The organism is Streptomyces sp. XH2 (assembly GCF_049725035.1).
Lineage (GTDB): Bacteria > Actinomycetota > Actinomycetes > Streptomycetales > Streptomycetaceae > Streptomyces > Streptomyces roseoverticillatus.
The window spans coordinates 25,765-44,704 of sequence record NZ_JBMMMZ010000005.1 but is presented as its reverse complement, the minus strand read 5'-3'; the positions used below and the strand labels follow the sequence as shown (position 1 = coordinate 44,704).

Below are 18,940 nucleotides of genomic sequence, written 5' to 3'. Positions count from 1 at the left end.
GTGACCTTCGCCTCCAGCAGTCGTTCGTCCCGGAACCGCCTGCCGGGATAGCCGTTACGCTCCGCCTGGTGCATCTGCTCCGCCTTCCGCTTCCGGTGTCCCTCCCATTGTGCGGAACGTCAAGTGCCGCTTTCTTTCACCCGGCTGACAGGAGCGGAGGCGCGGGTGACCGGGCCGGGCATCCTGGGCCGTGGTTCCCGTGATCGCTTCCCGCGCGCCCGGGGCGCGCGGACCGGCCGATGGAATGGAGAGGCAGCATGCTCGACAGGCGGACTGTGCTACGGGCCGGAGCGGTGGCGGCGGCCGCCGCGGCCGCCGCCGGGGCGACCGGTGCGGCGGCCGCGGGCCCGGCGGGTCCGGCCGCGCGGCGCGCGGGCGGCGGCGTCGACTGGAGCGAGCTCGAACGCCGGCTGTCGGGCGACCTCGTCCTGCCCGCGGACAGCGGCTACGAACGGGCCAGGAAGCTCTACAGCGGCCAGTTCGACGGGATCCGGCCGCAGGCGGTGGCCTACTGCCGGAGCGAGGAGGACGTCCGGACGACCCTCGCGTTCGCCCAGGACCACGCCCTGCCCCTCGTGCCCCGCAGCGGCGGGCACAGCTTCGGCGGGTACTCCACGGGCGAGGGCATCGTCCTCGACCTCTCGCGGCTCAATGCGGTGGGGCTGACGCCCCGGAACACCGTCGTCATGGGGGCCGGCACCCAGCAGGTGGACGCCCTGACGGCGCTGTCGCCGCGCGGCGTCACCGTGGCGGGCGGCAACTGCCCGGGCGTCTGTCCCGGCGGGTTCGTCCCGGGCGGCGGGCTGGGCTGGCAGACCCGCAAGTACGGCATGGCCTGCGACCGCCTGGTCTCGACCCGGATCGTCCTGGCCGACGGACGGGCCGTCACCGCGTCCGCCGCCGAGCACCCGGACCTGTTCTGGGCGACGCGCGGCGGCGGGGGCGGCAACTTCGGCGTGATCACCAGCCTGGAGCTGCGGCCCACGGACGTGCCCACCCTCGTCAGCTACAACCTCACCTGGCCGTGGGAGGCCGCGCAGCGGGTCGTCGAGGCGTGGCAGCACTGGATCATCGACGGCTCCCGGGACCTGGGCGCCGCCCTGGCCGTGCAGTGGCCGGACGCCGGGACCGGCGCCCCGGTGGTCGTCGTCACCGGAGCCTGGCTCGGCGCGCCGGACGCCCTCGACCCCGTACTGGACTCCCTGGTGGCGTCGGTGGGCCGGGCGCCCGCCACGCGATCGGCCCGGCGGCAGTCCGCGCACGACGCGATGATGGCGCAGTATGGCTGTGCCGAGCTGTCGCCGGAGCAGTGCCACACGGTGGGCTACTCGCCCGAGGCGGCCCTGCCCCGGCAGAACTTCTCCCTCGACCGGAACCGGCTCTTCTCTTCGGCGATCCCGGCGCGGGGCGTCGAGCAGATCCTGGAAGCCTTCGCCGCGAGCCCCCGGGCGGGGCAGTTCCGCTTCCTGAGCTTCTTCGCCCTGGGCGGCGCCGCCAACCGCCCCGACCGCTCCACCACCGCCTACGTGCACCGCGACACCCAGTTCTACCTGGGCTTCTCGCTCGCCCTGAACAAGCCGGACTACAGCCGCGAGGACGAGACCGCCGGCCGGGCCTGGGCCGCGCGCGGGCTGCACGCCCTCGGCCCGTACTCCAACGGCGAGAGCTACCAGAACTTCATCGACCCCGAGCTGGCCGACTGGCGCACGGCCTACTACGCCGAGAACTACGGCCGGCTGACCGCGGTCAAGCGCGCCTACGACCCGCACCGCTTCTTCTCCTTCGCCCAGGCCGTCGGCTGACCGGAGCGCGCCCCCGCAGCCGTGCGCCGCGGACTTCCGTGTGATTGAGTGAAGTCCGGTTCAATGGTGGACAGTTGAGGTGGAGGGGGCGCGCGTGCCGTTACTGCCGGGAGAGAAGGTGGAGCTGATCCGCTGGCCGGCGGAGTCCGACCGCCGGGAGCGCTGCCGTGACCGCGGGCTCATGCGGATCCTGGTGCTGGAAGCGGGCGCGGAGGCGCCCCCGAGCCCGGACCCGCGGGAGGACTGGGTGCGCGCCCCCATCAGCCCCGGGGACCTCCGGGCGCGTGCCGAGGCGCTGCGGATGCGGGCGGCCGAGGAATCCCGGCCCGTGGTCGAGCCCAACGGCGTCCTGTGCTTCCGCCGCCGGTCCGCCCTGCTCTCGCCCACCGGCGCGCATCTGGTGGCCCGGCTGGCGGACTCCTTCACCGAAGTCGTCGCCCGCGACGACCTGCTCGCCCCGCAGCCCGGCCGCCCCCCGCTCAGCCGCAACGCGCTCGACCTGCACATCATGCGCATCCGCCGCCGGCTGTCGGCCCTGGACCTGCGCGTGCGCACCGTCCGTGGCCGCGGCTACGTCCTGGAGGCCGCACACCGGGCGGAGCAGTGAGCCGCCCGCACGTCCCGCACTGCCCTGTACCGTCCGCACCGCCCCGTACGTACGCACCGTCCCGCACCGACCGCGCCGGCGCGCACCCGCGAGCGCCGGCGCACCCATGAGCGAGGAGGGCCGCCGTGCCGCAGCCGCAGCAGAACCCCGCCGGACGCCACAGCCCCGAGAGCCCGGGCAGTCCCGTGAGGTCCGTCAGTTCCGCCGGACCCGTGAGCCGCGTCGACGTGCACCTGGGGGAGCGCTCCTATGCCGTGCACGTCGGGCCCGGGGCGCGGAAGCTCCTGCCGGACGTCGTGGCGGCGCTCGGCGCCCGGCGTGCCGCGGTCGTCACCGCGCGGCCGCCGGAGACGGTGCCCGGCCCCGGCGTGCCGTCGACGGTCGTCCGGGTGCGCGACGGGGAACGCCACAAGACCCTGGCCACCGTGGAGGACCTGTGCCGGCGGTTCACCGCCTTCGGCATCACCCGCCACGACGTGGTCATCTCCTGCGGAGGCGGGACGACCACCGACACGGCAGGGCTTGCGGCCGCGCTCCACCACCGCGGGGTGCCCGTGATCCACCTGCCCACCACGCTCCTGGCCCAGGTCGACGCGAGCGTCGGCGGCAAGACCGCGGTCAACCTGCCCGAGGGCAAGAACCTCGTCGGCGCCTACTGGCAGCCCGCCGCCGTGCTGTGCGACACCACCTACCTGGAGACGCTGCCCCCCGAGGAGTGGACCAACGGCTACGGCGAGATAGCGCGCTGCCACTTCATCGGCGCGGGCGACCTGCGCGGGCTCGCCGTCCACGAGCAGGTCACCGCGAGCCTCCGGCTGAAGGCGTCGATCGTCTCGGCCGACGAACGCGACACCGGCCGCCGGCACGTCCTCAACTACGGCCACACCCTGGGCCACGCCCTGGAGACCGCCACCGGATTCGCCGTCCGCCACGGCATCGGAGTGGCCATCGGCACGGTCTTCGCGGGCCGGCTGGCCCTGGCCCTGGGCCGGATCACAGCCGACCGCGCCGAAGAGCACGCCCGGGTCGTCCGCGACTACGGCCTGCCCGGCGCCCTCCCGGAGGACGCCGACGCGACCCTGCTCACCACCCTGATGCGGCGCGACAAGAAGGCCGCGGGCGACGGCCTGGCCTTCGTCCTCGACGGGCCGAGGGGCGCCGAACTCGTCCCCGGCGTCCCCGAGGACGTGGTCCTGCGCACCCTCGGCGGAATGCCGAGGCAGGGTGTCACGGGCGCCGGGCCACGAGGAGCAGGTAGCCGAACTCCCTGATGCCGACCAGGTCGCCCGGGTCGAACTGGTCCACCATCTCCTCGCCGAACTCCTCCGCGAGCTGCTGCTTCGCCGCGTTGATGCGCTCGGAGAGCAGGACGAACGTCTTCTCCAGCGTCTGGTCGCTGATGTCCAGGAACTCCTCCAGCCACAGCCCGGCCCCGCGCAGCAGCGGCGGGTAGGACTCGGCGGTCACCATCGTCATCATGAAGTCGTGCAGGTAGCGCCGCACGGCGGTCCGCCCGGCGGCGGGGATGGGGGCGCGCTCGAAGAAGTCGGTGAGCACCACCCGGCCGCCCGGCCGCAGCACCCGGCCCACATGTGCGAGCACCTGGGCGCGGTCGGGCATGTGGATGATCGACTCCAGGGCGATGACCGCGTCGAAGCTGCCGTCCTCGAAGGGCAGTTCCATCGCGTCCGCCCGCCGGAACCGCGCCCGGTCGGCGACGCCGGAGGCCTCCGCCAGCGCGTTGGCCCGGGCGATCTGCTCCGCGCTGACGGAGATGCCGGTGACGTCCGCGCCCGTGCGGCGGGCGATGCGCACCCCGGGCGTGCCCACGCCGCAGCCCAGGTCGAGGACGCGCGACCCGGCGCCGATACGCAGCCGGTCGGCCATCATGTCGGTGAGCCGGTCGGTCGCCTCCTCCAGCGACACCCGGCTGTCGGGGGAGTCCCAGTACCCGAAGTGCAGGTTCTCGCCCAGGGAGGCGGAGCCCAGGGCGGTGAACCGGTCGTAGAGCGCGCCCACCTCGGCGGACACGGGGGACGGCATGGGCAGTTCGGACAGGTCGGAGTGCGGCATGGAAAACCCTCTCTGAGAGTCGGACGTGGTGGCAGGCCGGACGTCAGCACAGACGGAGGTCGCGGTACACGGCGTCGGCGATGCGCAGGATGCGCTCGCGGTGCCGTTCGTGCTCCACCTTCCCGTTGAGATGGACGGCCACGGTGAGCCCGGCGTCGGGGTCCGCGAACGCCACCGCGGTCCACAGCCCGTCGTGCCCGTAGGACCGCGGGGAGGTGTGGGTGCCGAAGCTGGTGAACTCCTCGCCCAGGTGGCGGCATTCGAGGCGGAACCCCATGCCCCAGTCGGCGTTCCCGTACCGGTCGCGCAGGCCGGTGCGGTGCCGGGCGGTCAGCGCGGCGACGGCCGGCGGCGACAGGACGCGCCCGCCGGGGGCGTCCCCGCCGCGCAGCAGCATGGTGAGGAAGCGGCCCAGGTCGCTCAGCGGCCCCCGGGTGTTCACGCCGGGGATGCACCGCGTGGTCGCGGCCTCGGTGGACCACCAGTGGGTGGGCTGGGGAGCCGAGCGGGGGTTGCTCACGTGGATCAGCGGCAGCCGGTCCCCGAAGGCCGTGAAGTCCTCCGGCGTCAGGTGCACGCGCGTGCCCGTCATCCCGCACGGCCCGAGGATCTCCTGCTCGACGTACGGGCGGTACTCCCTGCCGTCGACCACGGGAAGGATCCGGGCCAGCACGAACCAGGCCCACCACTGGCTGTAGTTGACGCCCGGGGCGCGCCGGGACGGTGACGGGACCGCGACGCCGAGCGCCCGCTGCAGGCGTTCGCCGTCGGGCCCGGCGACCACGCCGTGCAGCGGGTCGTCGCCGGTCGGCAGCGGGCCCGTGTGCGTCAGCAGGTCCATCGAGGTGATGGACTCCTTGCCCGCCCGGCCGAACGCGGGCAGGTAGTGGGCGACGGGCAGGTACGGGTCGTACGCCCCGGCTTCCCAGAGCCGGCCGAGCGCCACCGACAGCAGGGGCTTGGCGCAGCAGTACCACAGCGGCAGCGAACGGTGGGTCATCGCGACGCCCGGCCGGGCCTCGCCCAGCCCCGCGTCCGCCAGGGTCGCTCCGCCGAGGGAGACGTGCAGCTGTGCCCCCGGCGTCGAGGTGCCCACTTCGCGCTCTATTTCGCGCAGGGTCCCGGGCAGGGACTCCCGGGCGCGCTCGACGGCCTCGGCCGCCCCGGCCCCGGGAGGCTCCGGGGACGGCCGCGGCGGTTGGGACGGGGCCGGCAGACCGGCCGCGGCCCGGAGCGCGGCCACGTGCCCCGACCCGTCCCGCCGCAGCGCCGCGTCGATGAAGAACAGCAGGCTGAAGTTGCCCTCGGCGCGCACGTCGCCGCGCTCGAAGACGCCGGCGCGCTCCTGCGGCGAGCCCAGCAGCAGCGCGCGGGCCGCCGCGTGCGGCAGGGTGATCCGCAGCCCCGGCGGCTCGCCCGCGGCGGTCGTGACGCCGAGGCGCCCGGCGCCCAGGTCCACTTCCACGTCCACCGCCGGCGGTGCCCCGGGCGGTGGATCGGTGACCTCCAGCCGGAGTGCCACGGTGTCGCGCACACCGGCGGGCGGGCGTTCGAGGGAGCGGCCGGCGGCGAGCCAGGCCGTGGACAGGAACGGGCCGGCGGGCTTCGTGCCGGCGGGCTTGGTGTCGGGCACCGGGCTCACTCCTCTGCCCCGCCGGTCCCGGCGCCGGGACCGGCGGTCGCGTCGATGAGGGGGGCGATGCCGGTGAGGAGCCGGTCCAGGCTCGTGGTGTGCGGATAGTCGCGGAACCACAGCACGAACTCCTCCACGCCCGCCGCCAGCAGACCCCGCGCGCGGTCCGTGATCTGATCGGGCGTGCCGTACAGGCTCCGGCGCGCCAGCAGGTCGGGGTGGTGGCTCCAGAACTGCACTTCGTGCGGGGAACACAGCCACCGGTCGCGCTCCAGCACGGAGTCGAAGACCCGGCACTCGGCCGCCCAGGCGTGCCGCACCCCGCCGGGGTCCGCCCCCAGGGCCGTCCTGCGCCTGCCGAACGCTTCGACGGCGGCGGCCACTTGACGCGTCTCGCCCGTCCACTGGACGGCGGAGCACTCCCGTACGGAGGCGTCCGCGGGCAGGCGCGCCCCGGCCCCCTCCTCCCCGGCGTCCAGGCGCAGGACCAGCGGCAGCCGCTCCTGGTGCGGCGCCGGCACGCAGTGCGCCGCCGTCAGCCGCACGTGCTCCCCGGCGAGGGTCACCGGCCCGCCGCTCCACAGCGCGCGCAGCGCCTCGGCCGTCTCACCGACGGCGCGGTGGGCCCGGCCATCGTCGCCGGGGCCGGGCTCGCCGGCGGGCGACTCGTCGGGCGGGGCGATCCCGGTGGAGTGGTGCTCCGGCACGTACGCGGCGGCCGTGAGGCCCAGTGCGAGCCGCCCGCCGCAGATGTGGTCCGCGCTCGCCGCCCGCTTGGCGAGCAGGGCCGCGTTGCGGAAGGGCGCCGCCGGGGAGAGCAGGCCCAGCTCCAGCCCCGGCACCGCGGCCGCCAGCCCGGCCAGCGCCGTCCAGCCCTCCCACACGGGCTCGGGCGCGCGCCGGGGCGTGGTGTCCGTGCGGTCCAGCAGCCACAGCGCGCCCCGGCCGTGCCGCCGTACGGTGCGGGCGGTCTCCAGGAGCAGCCGCCAGCCTTCGGCCCCGCCGGTGCTGGCCAGTTCACCGGCCGCCCCCTGCGGGGCGACGACGCTCCAGCGCGGGGCGGCCGCCGTCATCCGCGGCCCCCGCCGCACACGAGCGCGAGCAGGTGCCACGGCTGGTCGAGCAGGAAGTCCGGGCTCTCCGCGCGCAGCCGTTCCGCCGAGCCCTCGCCCCAGGTGACGCCGGCGGTGGCCGTGCCGGCTGCGCGCCCGCTGCGGATGTCGATGACCGCGTCGCCGACCATGACCGCTCCCTCGGGCGGCGCGTCCAGCCGGTGCAGCGCCTCGTGGACGATGTCCGGGTGCGGCTTGGGCCGGGGCACCTCGTCACTGCCGACGACCTCGTCGAGCAGGGGCAGCAGCCCGGTCCGGTCCAGGACGGCGCGGGCCCGGGAGCCGGACTTGCCGGTGGCGATCGCGGTGCGCACGCCCCGGTCGCGCAGGACGGCCAGCAGTTCCGGTACGTGCGGGTAGACCCTGACCCGGTCCATCAGCTCGTGGCTCGCCCGGACGAACGGCCCCTCCATCTCGCCGGGCAGCCCCATCAGCCGCATGATGTCCGGGAAGTAGCGCCCCTGGTGGGTGACGTACTCCCCGAAGGGCGGTTCGCCCGTGCCCACCACCTCGCGGTAGGCGATCGCGAACGCCTCGCGCATGACGTCGAAGCTGTCGATGAGGACGCCGTCGAGGTCGAAGACCACGGTGGCGAAGCGGCCGGGAGCGGGGGCGGCGGACTGCGGCGGGACGGCCGGGGAGGCCGCGGCGGAGCGGGGCGGGGGAGTCAGGGGCATGGCAGGAGCTCCGTGGGTAGGGACGCCGGGGCCCAGACCCCGGCGTGGCTGACGACTTTCGTGAAGCGGTCCGTGAGCCGGTGGAAGACGGCTCCCGGGGACCCGGCGGGCGGGTGGGCCGCCGCGTCCAGCCCGCCCCAGGCGGCCATGGCCCGCAGCAGTAGCGGATCGGCCGGCACCCACCGGCCGTCCACCAGGAACTCCGCCCAGCAGTGCGGGGTGGAGTACGGCCTGGCCACGAGCAGCCCGAAGGCGAAGCGGACGCCGAGCCCGCGCCGTCCGCCCTCCGCCACCAGCCACGCGGCCGCACCTCCGCAGTCCGCCATGCGCGTGCGCCACATGAACTCCGGGTCCCAGCGGACGGCCTCCGGCAGCAGGAAGAAGCCGACCGGCTCCAGGGCGCGCAGCAGCTCCAGGACGGGCGGCGGGAAGGCCGGCCAGTCCCGGTGCGGCCGTACGGCGAGCCGGGCCAGACGGGCGTCCGCGGGCGGGCCCGCCACCACGCGCCGCCCGCCGGGCAGCAGCACGCCGTACGGGCAGGGGCCGGCGTGGCCGGGCACCGGGCACGACGCCTTCACGTCGACCAGCAGGCGCGGGGAGTCGGGGACCGAGGCCGTGCGCAGGGCTGCCGCCCAGGAGCGGATGGCCCGCCGCTGCACCGAAGCGAGCCCGAGGTGCAGGGCGGTGTTGCCGAGGTCGTAGCCGTCGAAGAGCCGGCCGGGGCCGTGGCCGGCGTGGGGCAGCCCGGCCGCGGTGAGCTCGTCCAGCAGCTCCGGTCCGATGCGGTGCAGGCGGCGCGCGCCCTGTTCGTCCACGGCGAAGCGGCGGTGCTCGTCGGGGACGAGCAGCAGCCGGTCCACGAGGGGGCGCAGCTCCCGCGCCGAGGGCGGCCGGGTCGGCACGTGAACGCTGATCTCCTCATCCTTTCGCCGGAGCGGGGCGCGGCGCGGTCGGCGCGGCCGTGGGTCAGTCGAGGTAGCCGAGGGCCTGCAGGCGGGCGGCCACCTGCTCCTCGTCGCCCGGGGTGTAGGCGGGGCGCGGCGCGTAGGGGGAGTGGTCGCGCAGCGCGGGGATCACCTCGCGGGCGAACAGTTCGAGGGACTCGGCACGGTGCCGCTCCTCCAGCCCCCCGAAGGCGAACTCGCCCAGCACGGTGTTGAAGTGGCCCTCCGCGGCCGCGGCCCGGATCCGCTCGGTCACCGTCCGAGGTGAGCCGACGAAGACCAGGTTGTGGTCGAGGAGGAAGCCGAAGTCGCCCGACCCGGCGAGGATGTCGGGCGTGCTCAGCTTGCTGGCCGGGGCGTGCTGCTCGCCGGAGCGCCGCACGGAGCCGTACTGGAGGGTCTTGGTGAAGGTCTCGGTGATGTGCGCGGCCGCGCGTGCCTCGGCCTCGGCGTCGGTGGGCGCCACGTGGACGAGGGTCCAGTAGCCGATGTCGGGGTCCGTGGCGTGGCCGTGCTCGCGCCACCAGTCGAGGTAGTGGCGGTAGACGAGGCCCATGGAGGCGCGCGGCACGATCATCGTCGAGCCGGTGTGGGCGCCCACCGAGCTGAGGTAGCGCAGGGTGTTGCGGTTGGTGGTGGGCACCCACAGCGGCGGGTGGGGGCGCTGCAGGGCGGGGAAGGAGAGCGTGACGTCCCGCACCCGGTGCACGGGGCCCTCGAAGTCGACGGTGCCGTCGTCGCCGAGCGCGGTGCGCAGCAGCTCGACGGCCTCCCGGGTGAGTTCGTGGCGGCCTGCGAAGTCGGCGCCGAAGGGCAGGAAGGGCTCGGGGCTGACGCCCGAGGCCAGCCCCACCTCCAGCCGGCCGCCCAGGAGGTGGTCGAGGGTCGCGACCTCCTCGACCAGGTGCATCGGGTGGCGCAGCGGCGGGACCCAGCCCATCGGCCCCACGCGGATGCGCTCGGTGTGCAGGGCCGCGCCGGTGCAGAACACCGCCGGTGAGGACATCCAGCTCTCGTGCGGCGTGCAGTGGTGCTCGACGGAGAAGGCGTAGTCGAGGCCGAGCCGGTCGGCGTCGCGGATCTCGCGCCACAGTTCGGCGTAGCGCTGACCGGGAGTGATGCCGGGCCGGCCCCAGACGTGGGTGAAGTAGGCGAACTTCATGAGACCTCCCGCAGGGTCCGGCCGGCGGCCGAGTAGATGTGGTCGATGCAGGACGCGAGGATGGTCACTTCGGCCATCGAGCCCTCGCCCAGGCCGGACGCCGGCCGCCCCCCGCCGGGTCCCCCCAGCCGGCGGGCGAGCTCGTCGACCTGCCGCTCGTACTCGACGCCCACGGGCTCGTCCGGCAGCGCGACGGTCTCCTCGCGGCCCAGGCGCAGGACGGTGAGGGAGGAGCGCGGCAGGCGGTGCGGGCTGAAGCCGAACGTGCCGCGCAGCGTGGCCACGCCCTCGGTGCCCTCCACCGTGATGGTGGTGACGTCCAGGGCCTGGTGGGAGGCCCAGCGGGTCTCCAGGGAGATGCCCACCCCCGTGTCGGTGACCAGGAAGCCGCGGGCGGTGTCCTCGACGGGCTCCACGGGCCGGGCCTCCGGGCCGTCCTGGGGGCGCGGCCGCCAGTCGGCCGTGGCGTCGCCGCGCTCCATCCAGTCGGCCGACATGGTGCCGGCCGCCCGGACCACACGCGGCCAGCCCAGCAGGTGGAGGCCCACGTCCAGCAGGTGCCAGCCCAGGTCGAGCAGGGCCCCGCCGCCGGACAGCCGGCGGTCGACGAACCAGCCGGTGCGCTGCGGGATGCCGGTGGCCCGGATCCAGCTCAGGCCCAGGTTGCGGATGGTGCCCAGGGTGGGCAGGAGCTCCGCCAGCCGGCAGACGTCGGTGCGGTGGCGGGCGGCGCTCCACGAGTACAGCGTCAGGTCGCCGATGCTGCCGCGGGCCAGGTGGTCGAGGGCGAGCGCCTGGGCCTCGAAGAGGGTGCGGAACACCGGCTTCTCGACGAAGACCGGCACGTCGCGCTCGACGAGCGCCTTGGCCACGGGAAGGTGCAGGTGGTTGGGCAGGGCGATGACGGCCGCGTCCACGCTGTCGGGGCTCAGCTCCTCCGGGCGCCGCAGGACGCGGGTGTGCCCGCTGCGGGGCACGGCCGAGCGGGCCGCCGCGGGGTCGTCGTCCACGACGACGTCGACCCGGAACGCCGGGTGCGCCTCCAGCAGGGGCAGCCACACCTGCCGCGCGACCCAGCCCGCGCCCACCACCGCCAGCCGGAGGGGTTCGCGGTCCGCGGGCCGCGCGGATCCTTTGCCGGGTGCCTTCTCGGTGAAAGTCATCAGAAACGCGCACCGCCGTCGACGACGAGGGTGGTGCCGTTGACGTACGAGGCCGAGGGCGACAGCAGGAACGACACGGCCGCCGCGACCTCCTCGGGCTCGCCGAGCCGGCCGGCCCCGATGAACTTGAGCACCAGGTCGCGCTCCGCCTCGGAGAAGTCCATCACCTCGGCCCGGATCGCCCCGGGCGCCACGACGTTGACGGTGATGCCGTGGCCGCCGACCTCGCCCGCCACGGACGCCGCCCACGGCTGGAGGGCGCCCTTGGTCGCGGCGTAGGCGCCGTGGCCCGGCAGCCCGCTCGTGCCGGCTCTGGAGCCGAAGAGCACGATCCGCCCGTAGCGGGCGCGCATCATCGGCTTCAGGCACGCCTTGGCGAGGTTGACCGCACCGGCCAGGTTCAGCTGCAGCAGCCGCTGCAGGCTCCGGTCGTCGGTGGCCAGGGCGAGCCGGCGGGTGCGCAGGCCCGCGGCCGCCACGCAGCCGTCCACCCGGCCGAAGCGCTCCACGGCGGCGGCCACCAGGGCGTCGGCGCCCTCGGGCCGGCTCAGGTCCGCCGCGACGGGCACGAGCGTGCCGCCCTGGCCCTCGGCCTGCTCCTGCAGTTTGCGCGCGGCCTCGGCACCGGTGTGGTAGCCGGCGACGACAGCGGCCCCGAGCGCGGACAGCTCCAGCGCGCAGGCGCCGCCGATCTGCCCCGACGCGCCCGAGACCACGACCACGCGGCCGCTCAGTCCGAGCCGCTCCACGGCCCGTTCGGTGACGCTGCCCATCAGCTGGCCTCCTCGGCGATGATCAGATGACACAGGGACTCCTCCAGCGGCAGGTGCCTGCTGACGCGGGCCCCTTCCCGGGACAGGCCGGCGATCAGGTCGCCGGCCGTGGGCCACGCGGTGCCGCCGTGCGTGAGCCAGTCCAGGGCCAGTTCGCTGCCCGCGCCGGACGGGGGCAGGAAGACGTCGTCGACCAGCAGCCGGCCGCCGCGGCGCAGACTGCCCAGCAGCGTGGCGAGTTCGCCGCCCGGACCGGGGCCGTGCACGGCGTTGGCGACGACGCAGAGGTCGGCCGCGCCCCGGGGCGGTTCGGGGCCGGTGGTCACCCTGCCCTCCGCGACGGCCGCGGCGACGGCGGGCGCGGGCGGCCCGGAGAGCCGGCCGACGGTGAGCAGGTGGCCGCGGGCCGTGGGATCGGCGGCCAGCAGCCGCTCCAGGTAGCGGCCCGGCCCGGCCGTTACCTCGACCATCCGCGCCCCCGCCTCCGGCTTCAGCAGCCGCAGGCCCAGCGCGGCCCGGGCCCGCGCGCCCGGCCCGTTCATGGCGCCCTGGTAGACGGTGACGAGCCCGTCCGGTCCGGTGGGCCCGGTCTCCTCGAAGGGCCGCCGGGCCTGCCCGGTCCGGGCGACGGCGGCGATCTCCTCGCGGGTGACGGGGCCGCGCGAGAGGTACTCCTCCAGCCGGACGAACGCGGCCAGTTCGGTTGCCCGCACGCGCGGCTCCCTCTCCCCGGCCGCTCCGGTGGTCAGCACTCCCAGCCCGGCGGCCGCCTGGAGCACCCATTCCAGTGCGTCGGCGTCGCACCCCAGCTCCCGGGCCAGGCCGGCCGCTTCGGCGCCCTCGGCCAGCCGGTCCAGCGCGCCCAGGCCGTGCAGCGCGAAGAGGACCTCGGAGGTCTTGTAGGCGCGCGCGGCCTCCGCCGCCCGCGGGGTGAGCCGGTAGCGGGGGGCGGCCCGGACCTTGCCCGCGGCGCTGGTGGGCAGGGCCGTACGGATCAGGAACTCGTCGGGGACCTTGTGCGCGGCCAGTTCGCGGCGGGCGTGCTCGCGCAGCGCCTCCGGCCCGAGCCCCGGCCGCTCGGCCGACACCTCCGCGACGATGCCGTCCTCGCCCGGGTGGCGTCCTCGCCGTGCGGTGACCCGCACTTCGCGCACGTCCGGATGCCCCCGCAGCACCTCCTCGATCTCCAGGGGGGACACCCAGCGGCCGCCCCGGCGGATCGCCCGGTCCTTCCGGCCGATGACGCGCAGGCCGTCCGGCACGGTCACGGCCAGGTCACCCATGGCGTGCCAGGTGCCGTCCACGCGGACGTGCAGCAGCCCGGGGGTGCCGCCGGGGACCGTCTCGCCGTCCTCGCCGGCCAGCCGGTACGCGATCCCGGGCAGGGGAGCGCCGACGCAGAAGGGCTCGATACGGGCCCGCCCGGCGAACACCGCGCCCGTTTCGGTGGAGCCGTAGTTCCGGGCGAGCGGGGTGCCGAACGCCTCCTCGAAGGCGCGGTCCAGCGGTTCGTCCACCGGGCCGGCGCCCACCATGGCCAGCCGCAGGGCGGGGGCGGCGGCCGGGCGCGGGGCGTCGTGGTCCGGCCGCGCCGTACGGGAGCCGCCCGCGCGCAGCCGCCGGGTCGCGAGCATGCGGGCGATGCTGGGCACCAGCGCCACCACCGTGGCCCCGCCGGCCAGTTCCGCCGCGATCCGGCCCAGGGCCGCCGGCGGGACGGGCCGCAGCGAGGCGCCGGTCAGCAGCCCTCCGAAGAGCCAGCCCAGCGCGTAGGCGTGGGAGAGGGGGACTGGCAGCAGCAGGGTGTCCTGGCCGGTGAGCCCCACGCCGTCGCGGTAGCGGCGGCCCTCCGCGAGGAGGCTCGCCTCGTCACGTACGACGATCCTGCTCGCGCCGGTCGAGCCCGAGGTGGGCAGGAGGACGGCGGGGCCGGGACCGCCGGGTTCCCCGGCCGGGCCGGACAGCACCGGGGGCAGGTCGCCGTCGCCGTCCGGGACGGTCAGCGACCTGCCCCCGCCGGCCGCGCGCAGCAGTCGCCGGGCCTCGGCCCCGGGCGTGCCCGCTTCCAGGAGCAGCGGCCTGGCCCCGGCGGCCAGCAGGGACAGGAAGGCCACCACCCACGCGGGGCCGTTCCCGGCGCACAGGGCCACCGCCTCGCCTTCGGCGGTCCCGGCCCCGATCTCGTCCGCGGCCTTGCGCACCCGGTCGAGCAGCGTGCCCGCGTCCGTGCCCGGCAGCACGATCCGCCCCGGCGGCAGCGCGCGCACCGCGTCCAGGAGGGTGCCCGCCTCGCCCTCTCCCATGTCACTTCCCCCCGGTGCGGAGGTAGTCGGCCTTGGCGTCGGCGATCATCCGGCGGATGCGGGGCGGGGAGTAGGTGGGCGCGGCGCACAGCTCGTCGAGGGTGATCTCGTCCTCGAAGTACATCGAGAGCGTGTCCCAGGGGGTGAAGCAGCCGTGGCAGGCCGTGAGCCGCGGGCGGGGGGCGAGCAGGGCCCGGTAGAGGCCGCTGGTGCCCGCCTTCTCCAGCGTCTCCTCCCAGCTCTCCTCCAGGGCGTTGCCCATGTCGGAGAACCAGATGTTGGGGCAGGGGGTGACGACCCCGTCGCTGAAGGTGGAGACGACGAGCCGCGGCAGGTGGCAGCGGAAGGTGCGGCGTCCCTCGCGGTAGAAGCTCAGCAGCCGGTCGAAGTAGGGGCGCGGCGGGAGCACGGAGGCGAACTCGTCGTAGCGGTCGGCCAGTTCCCGCACGAGGCCGTGCTGCTCGGGGCGCACCGCGAACCTCCCCGCGTCGGGGCCGCGCACGGGGAAGGGGAAGTACACCGGGGGCCGGGAGAAGCCCGTCAGCCACTCGGCGAACGCGCAGACCTCGGTGACGCTGCGGTCGTTGAGCACCGAGTAGATCTCCACGGGCAGCCCCGACTCCAGGATGCGGGAGATGGCGGCCACGACCTTGCGGTGCAGGCTCTCGGTGGGCACCCGGTGGCTGTTGCCGTGGTGGAGGTGGCTGTCCAGGGAGACCTGCAGGACGACGTTGCCCCAGGAGCGGAAGCGGTCCAGGTGCTCCTGCCGCACCAGCACGCCGTTGGTCTGGATCACCAGCACCTCGTGTTTGTGCGCCTCCTGCTCCAGGAAGTCCATGATGCCCCGGACCAGGAAGATCTCGCCGCCCGTGACCTTGAGCAGCGGCAGCCCGAAGTGGCCCCGCAGCCGGTCGGCGACGGCGTCCAGGCGCTGCCCCAGCGCGCTGCCGGGCTCGTAGCTGTCACGCCGCGGCGGTTCGAAGATCAGCTGGAGGGAGTGGCCCTCCTTGAGGTTGCTCTGTCCGGTGAGGCAGTACGTGCAACTGAGGTTGCAGGAGTCCTCGTTGACGACGAGGTCGTTGCCGATCAGCGGCAGCCGCTGCCCGGATCCGGCAGCCGCCGACGAAGGAGTACGCGGGGACATGAGTGCCCTTTCTCGGTCATGGGGGCTACGCGCGGCGTGGGTCACGGCCTCCCTCCGCCGTCCGGGCGGGCGGCCCGCCGGCCGCGGGCAGCCAGTGGCGGTCGGCGAGCCGGCAACCGTCGGCATCACCGCCGTCGCCGTGCCCGCGGGCCCGGTCGAGCAGCGCCTCGCGCAGTGCGGGGACCGACCCGAAGTGGGCCCGTGCCTGGCTGGCGTAGCGGCCCGCGGCCGACAGCCAGCGCTCCACCGCCCCGGCCGGCAGCGGCTCGGTGCGCGGCCGCAGGCCCGCGTGGTCGCGCCCGCGCAGCCGGTAGGGGAAGTCCTCGTACCAGACGGTGCGCCCCGGTGCCAAGGCCTCCACCGCGCTGCGGACCAGCCGGTGGTCGACGTGCCCGCCCGCCGCCAGGGGCGCGTGCACCGTCACCGGCCCGGCGCACAGCGGGTCCAGCGCGGCGCGGATCTCCTCCGGCAGCCGCGCGTCGGCGGGGTGCCGGGGGCCGAGGAGCCGCCGCGGGGCGGAATAGAGGAACCCGCCCGCTCCGGTGCGCAGCGCGGCGTCCGCGAAGCCCAGCGGCACGAGGACGGCGCCCAGTTCGGCGCAGGCGGCCGCGTCCTCCGCCCGCCGCACCCGGGGGTCGGCGGCCTCCCGCCAGGTGCCGCGCGCTTCGGCCGGCCCGGTGCCAGGGCCCGCGAAGACCGTGACGACGGTCGTCCGGCGGCCCTCGGCGGCCCAGCGCGCCAGGCGGCCGCCCACGGACCAGACGGCGTCGTCCGCGTGCGGGGCGAGTACCACGTGACCGCCGGGCGCGGGGTGCGTTCCGGCCGTCATCGCGCCCCGCCCCGTGCCGGCGCGTCCGCCGCGGCGGCGACGGCGCGGACGTACTCCCCGGGCGTGCCGCCGGGCCCGAGCAGCGCCTCCAGGGCGTGCACCGAGGCGTGCGGGTGGAGGGCCCGGAAGCGGGTCAGGTTGCGGTGGTGCTGCTCCCAGCGCCCGGGCCGGGCATGGCTGAGGTGCACGCCCAGGGCGTCCGCGGCCAGGGTCCTGCGGACGCCCGCCGCGTGCAGGCGGAAGCCGAACTCCAGGTCCTCGCAGCCCCAGGTGTGCCCGAAGCCCTCGTCGAACCCGCCCGCCCGCCGCCAGCGGTCGCGGTCGACGGCGGTGTTGGCGCCGACGAAGCCGAGCCAGGGCGCGACGTCCGGCAGGGCGCCGCCCGCCATGGCCTCGACCGTCCGCTCCAGTGCGTTGGCGACGAGCCGCCGGTGCGCGGCGGGCCCTGCCTGTGCCTGTGCCTGTGCGGGCGCGGTCGCCGGGCCGAGGGCGGCCCGGGCCCGCCGGACGTCCTCGGGGTTCCCGCCCTCCACGCTCCTCAACAGTCGTGCAGCAGTGGGAAGTTCGCGTGTGCGCCCGTGGGTGAAGGCGTCCGGGTCCGCCGCCTCGGCGTGGGCCGTGAGGAAGTCCGGCCCCACCAGCACGTCGTCGTCCAGGAACACCAGGCGGGCCCCGCGGGCCGCGGCCGCCCCGGCGTTGCGGGCCGCGGCCCGCCCCCGCAGCGGCCCTGGAAGCAGCCGTACCGGCAGCTCGCGGGCCAGTTCCCCGGCCACGGCGGCAGGGGTGACGGTCCCTTCGCCCCCCGGCCCCGGATCGTTGCTCGCCGGCCCCGGACCGCCGCCCGCCGGTCCCGGATTGTCGTCGACCACGAGCACCTCGAAGGGCGGCGTCCCCGGGCCCTGTCCGGCCAGGCAGGAGAGCGTCGCGCGCAGGCGCGCCGCCGGCCCGCGGCTGGGCACGACGACGCTCAGCCGGGGAGCCGTTGCGCCACTGGGCACCGGCATCGCGTCAGAGCGCGCGGACGAGGCCCGCGAAGACCTCGGCCAGCCGGTCCAGCACCGGCACGTCGGCGAGCAGCACCCGGTGGTGCAGCCACACGCAGTCGCCGCCGACCTCCTCCGCCACGGGACAGTGCGCGGCCAGCTCCTCGGCGTCGCCCGGGACCGGCCCGTGCCGAAAGCCCTCGGTGCGGTAGACCGGCGGGAAGCCGACGAAGGCGGGAACGCCCCGCTCGACCAGCCCGTCCACCAGCGCGAGGCGTCGCCGCGCGGTGATGCCGGGCAGCCGCACCATGGCCATGTAGTGCGCGTGCAGGGTGCCGCGCTCGTCCCGGCCCTGGGGCACCACCCCGTCGATCGCCGCGAGCGCCTCGCGCAGGTGCGCCCAGCGCTGCTCACGAACCTCCAACTGTCCGTCCAAGCGGCCGAGTTGGGCACGCAGGACGCTTGCGGAGAACTCGTTCATGCGGTAGTTCGAGCCCTGGGTCAGGTGCGCGTAGAGCCGGTCGCCGGGCGGGCGGCCGCAGCAGTGCCGGAGGTAGGCCTGCCGGTGGGACTCCTCGTCGGGCAGCAGCAGGGCCCCGCCCTCACCCGCGGTCATCAGCTTGCCGTTCTGGAAGCTGAAGGCGGCGATGCTGCCGAGCTCGCCGACCCGCCTGCCCTGCCACCGTGCGCCGTGGGCGTGCGCGGCGTCCTGCAGGAGGGGCACCCCGGTGTCCACGGACAGCTTCTCCAGCGCGTCCATGTCCGCGAACTGGCCCGCCATGTGCACCGGCATGATCGCCTTGGTCCGGGGCGTGACGAGCGCCGCCGCCGACTCGGGGTCCAGGCAGTACGTGTCGGGACGCACGTCGGCGGGCACCGGTACGGCCCCGATGCGCTGCACCGCGAGGGAGGAGGAGATGAAGGTGAACGCGGGCACGACGACCTCGTCGCCGGGCCCGACGCCCATCACCTCCAGGGCGAGTTCCAGCGCGTGCGTGCCGTTCGTCGTCGCCAGCGCGTACGGCGCTCCGTGATGGGCGGCGAATTCCCGCTCGAAGTTCTCGACCTCCGATCCTCCGTTGCGCCACCAGCCTTCCTGTGCGAGCGCCCGCAGAAGGCCGGTGCGCTCCTCCTCGCCGTGCTGCGGCCAGGAGGGAAAGAGCAGTTCTTCACCGGAGTCCGGCATGATGAGCAGCCTTTCGGTCTCGCGCTGGTGGTGGGTCGACTTCAGGCACCGTTCGACGGGAGGCGGAAAGCGGTCCGGGGCCGCAGGAGCGGCCGTGCGCCGTATCTCGCGGCCGGGAAACAGCCGGGAACAGCCGGGAATAGGGGCCGGCCGAAGGGTCCGATGGGCGGCCGGGCAGGGGACATGCGATCCGGCCCCCGGTCGTGGGCCGGATCACATGCCCGTACATGAGCGTCCATCGGGGTAGTTGCCGGAGTCAACACCCCGGAGCACAACTCGCGTACGAGCCACAGGATTTCGCCGCACCCGCCGTGACCTGCGAACCCGGCACCGCACAGGCGGCCCGGGTGTGGTCGGAGGGGGGCCTACCGGTCCGCACGGACGGTTTTCCCGCCGGTGAAGTGGCGCAAATCGGGTGCCTGGAGCCGGCGGCGGGGCAGGCGTATGGTGGGGCGGGTTCCGTCCGGATACGTGCCGTGTGAAATCTGCCGCTGTCCCGCCGAATCCGTACCGCCCCGAGGGGAGAGCCCTCCCGAGAGGAGAGTCCTC

At 75.6% G+C, this 18,940-nt stretch carries 16 protein-coding genes; 3 read left to right on the top strand and 13 right to left on the bottom strand.

Annotated elements, in window-relative coordinates; translation table 11 throughout:
- Window positions 1-257: 257 nt before the first annotated feature.
- The 3 genes from ACOTKD_RS11810 to ACOTKD_RS11800 all read left to right on the top strand — a co-directional run bounded on the left by ACOTKD_RS11810 (window position 258) and on the right by ACOTKD_RS11800 (window position 3,680).
- Complete coding sequence (locus tag ACOTKD_RS11810) at window positions 258-1,802, top strand: FAD-binding oxidoreductase (RefSeq protein WP_424888849.1); 1,545 nt, start codon at window positions 258-260, stop codon at window positions 1,800-1,802.
- Between the two features lie 94 nt (window positions 1,803-1,896).
- The gene (locus ACOTKD_RS11805) at window positions 1,897-2,409 is read left to right on the top strand and encodes a winged helix-turn-helix domain-containing protein (protein ID WP_424888848.1); all 513 of its coding nucleotides are present in this window, start codon (window positions 1,897-1,899) and stop codon (window positions 2,407-2,409) included.
- A 212-nt stretch (window positions 2,410-2,621) separates the two neighbouring features.
- On the top strand, window positions 2,622-3,680 hold the full coding sequence (locus ACOTKD_RS11800) for a 3-dehydroquinate synthase family protein (RefSeq protein ID WP_424888847.1): 1,059 nt from the start codon (window positions 2,622-2,624) through the stop codon (window positions 3,678-3,680).
- Here the strand turns inward: ACOTKD_RS11800 and ACOTKD_RS11795 are convergent.
- The 13 genes from ACOTKD_RS11795 to ACOTKD_RS11735 all read right to left on the bottom strand — a co-directional run bounded on the left by ACOTKD_RS11795 (window position 3,637) and on the right by ACOTKD_RS11735 (window position 18,391).
- Complete coding sequence (locus tag ACOTKD_RS11795) at window positions 3,637-4,482, bottom strand: methyltransferase domain-containing protein (protein WP_424888846.1); 846 nt, start codon at window positions 4,480-4,482, stop codon at window positions 3,637-3,639. The genes ACOTKD_RS11800 and ACOTKD_RS11795 overlap by 44 nt on opposite strands.
- Before the next feature lie 43 nt (window positions 4,483-4,525).
- Window positions 4,526-6,115, bottom strand: coding sequence for a serine hydrolase domain-containing protein (locus ACOTKD_RS11790; protein WP_424888845.1), 1,590 nt, complete (start codon window positions 6,113-6,115; stop codon window positions 4,526-4,528).
- A 5-nt stretch (window positions 6,116-6,120) separates the two neighbouring features.
- Window positions 6,121-7,188 (bottom strand): LLM class flavin-dependent oxidoreductase, encoded by a 1,068-nt coding sequence (locus ACOTKD_RS11785; RefSeq protein WP_424888844.1) that lies wholly within the window; start codon window positions 7,186-7,188, stop codon window positions 6,121-6,123.
- The gene (locus tag ACOTKD_RS11780) at window positions 7,185-7,904 is read right to left on the bottom strand and encodes an HAD-IA family hydrolase (RefSeq protein ID WP_424888843.1); all 720 of its coding nucleotides are present in this window, start codon (window positions 7,902-7,904) and stop codon (window positions 7,185-7,187) included. Before ACOTKD_RS11780 ends, ACOTKD_RS11785 begins: the two co-directional genes overlap by 4 nt.
- Entirely contained in the window at window positions 7,895-8,806 is a 912-nt protein-coding gene (locus ACOTKD_RS11775) for a transglutaminase domain-containing protein (protein WP_424888842.1), read from the bottom strand. The genes ACOTKD_RS11780 and ACOTKD_RS11775 overlap by 10 nt, the downstream gene beginning before the upstream one ends.
- A 64-nt stretch (window positions 8,807-8,870) precedes the next feature.
- A complete protein-coding gene (locus ACOTKD_RS11770; RefSeq protein WP_424888841.1) occupies window positions 8,871-10,010 on the bottom strand; it encodes an LLM class flavin-dependent oxidoreductase in 1,140 nt (379 codons plus the stop codon).
- Window positions 10,007-11,173: a Gfo/Idh/MocA family protein gene (locus ACOTKD_RS11765; RefSeq protein ID WP_424888840.1), complete on the bottom strand. Its 1,167-nt coding sequence runs from the start codon at window positions 11,171-11,173 to the stop codon at window positions 10,007-10,009. The genes ACOTKD_RS11770 and ACOTKD_RS11765 overlap by 4 nt, the downstream gene beginning before the upstream one ends.
- Window positions 11,173-11,946, bottom strand: coding sequence for an SDR family oxidoreductase (locus ACOTKD_RS11760; RefSeq protein ID WP_424888839.1), 774 nt, complete (start codon window positions 11,944-11,946; stop codon window positions 11,173-11,175). Before ACOTKD_RS11760 ends, ACOTKD_RS11765 begins: the two co-directional genes overlap by 1 nt.
- Window positions 11,946-14,249, bottom strand: coding sequence for a class I adenylate-forming enzyme family protein (locus tag ACOTKD_RS11755; RefSeq protein ID WP_424888838.1), 2,304 nt, complete (start codon window positions 14,247-14,249; stop codon window positions 11,946-11,948). The genes ACOTKD_RS11760 and ACOTKD_RS11755 overlap by 1 nt, the downstream gene beginning before the upstream one ends.
- Before the next feature lies 1 nt (window position 14,250).
- A complete protein-coding gene (locus tag ACOTKD_RS11750; RefSeq protein WP_424888837.1) occupies window positions 14,251-15,393 on the bottom strand; it encodes a radical SAM protein in 1,143 nt (380 codons plus the stop codon).
- Between the two features lie 25 nt (window positions 15,394-15,418).
- The gene (locus ACOTKD_RS11745) at window positions 15,419-16,222 is read right to left on the bottom strand and encodes a PIG-L deacetylase family protein (RefSeq protein ID WP_424888836.1); all 804 of its coding nucleotides are present in this window, start codon (window positions 16,220-16,222) and stop codon (window positions 15,419-15,421) included.
- Window positions 16,219-17,226, bottom strand: coding sequence for a glycosyltransferase family 2 protein (locus tag ACOTKD_RS11740; protein ID WP_424888835.1), 1,008 nt, complete (start codon window positions 17,224-17,226; stop codon window positions 16,219-16,221). The genes ACOTKD_RS11745 and ACOTKD_RS11740 overlap by 4 nt, the downstream gene beginning before the upstream one ends.
- 4 nt (window positions 17,227-17,230) lie before the next feature.
- Window positions 17,231-18,391 (bottom strand): DegT/DnrJ/EryC1/StrS family aminotransferase, encoded by a 1,161-nt coding sequence (locus ACOTKD_RS11735; RefSeq protein ID WP_424888834.1) that lies wholly within the window; start codon window positions 18,389-18,391, stop codon window positions 17,231-17,233.
- Window positions 18,392-18,940: the final 549 nt, after the last annotated feature.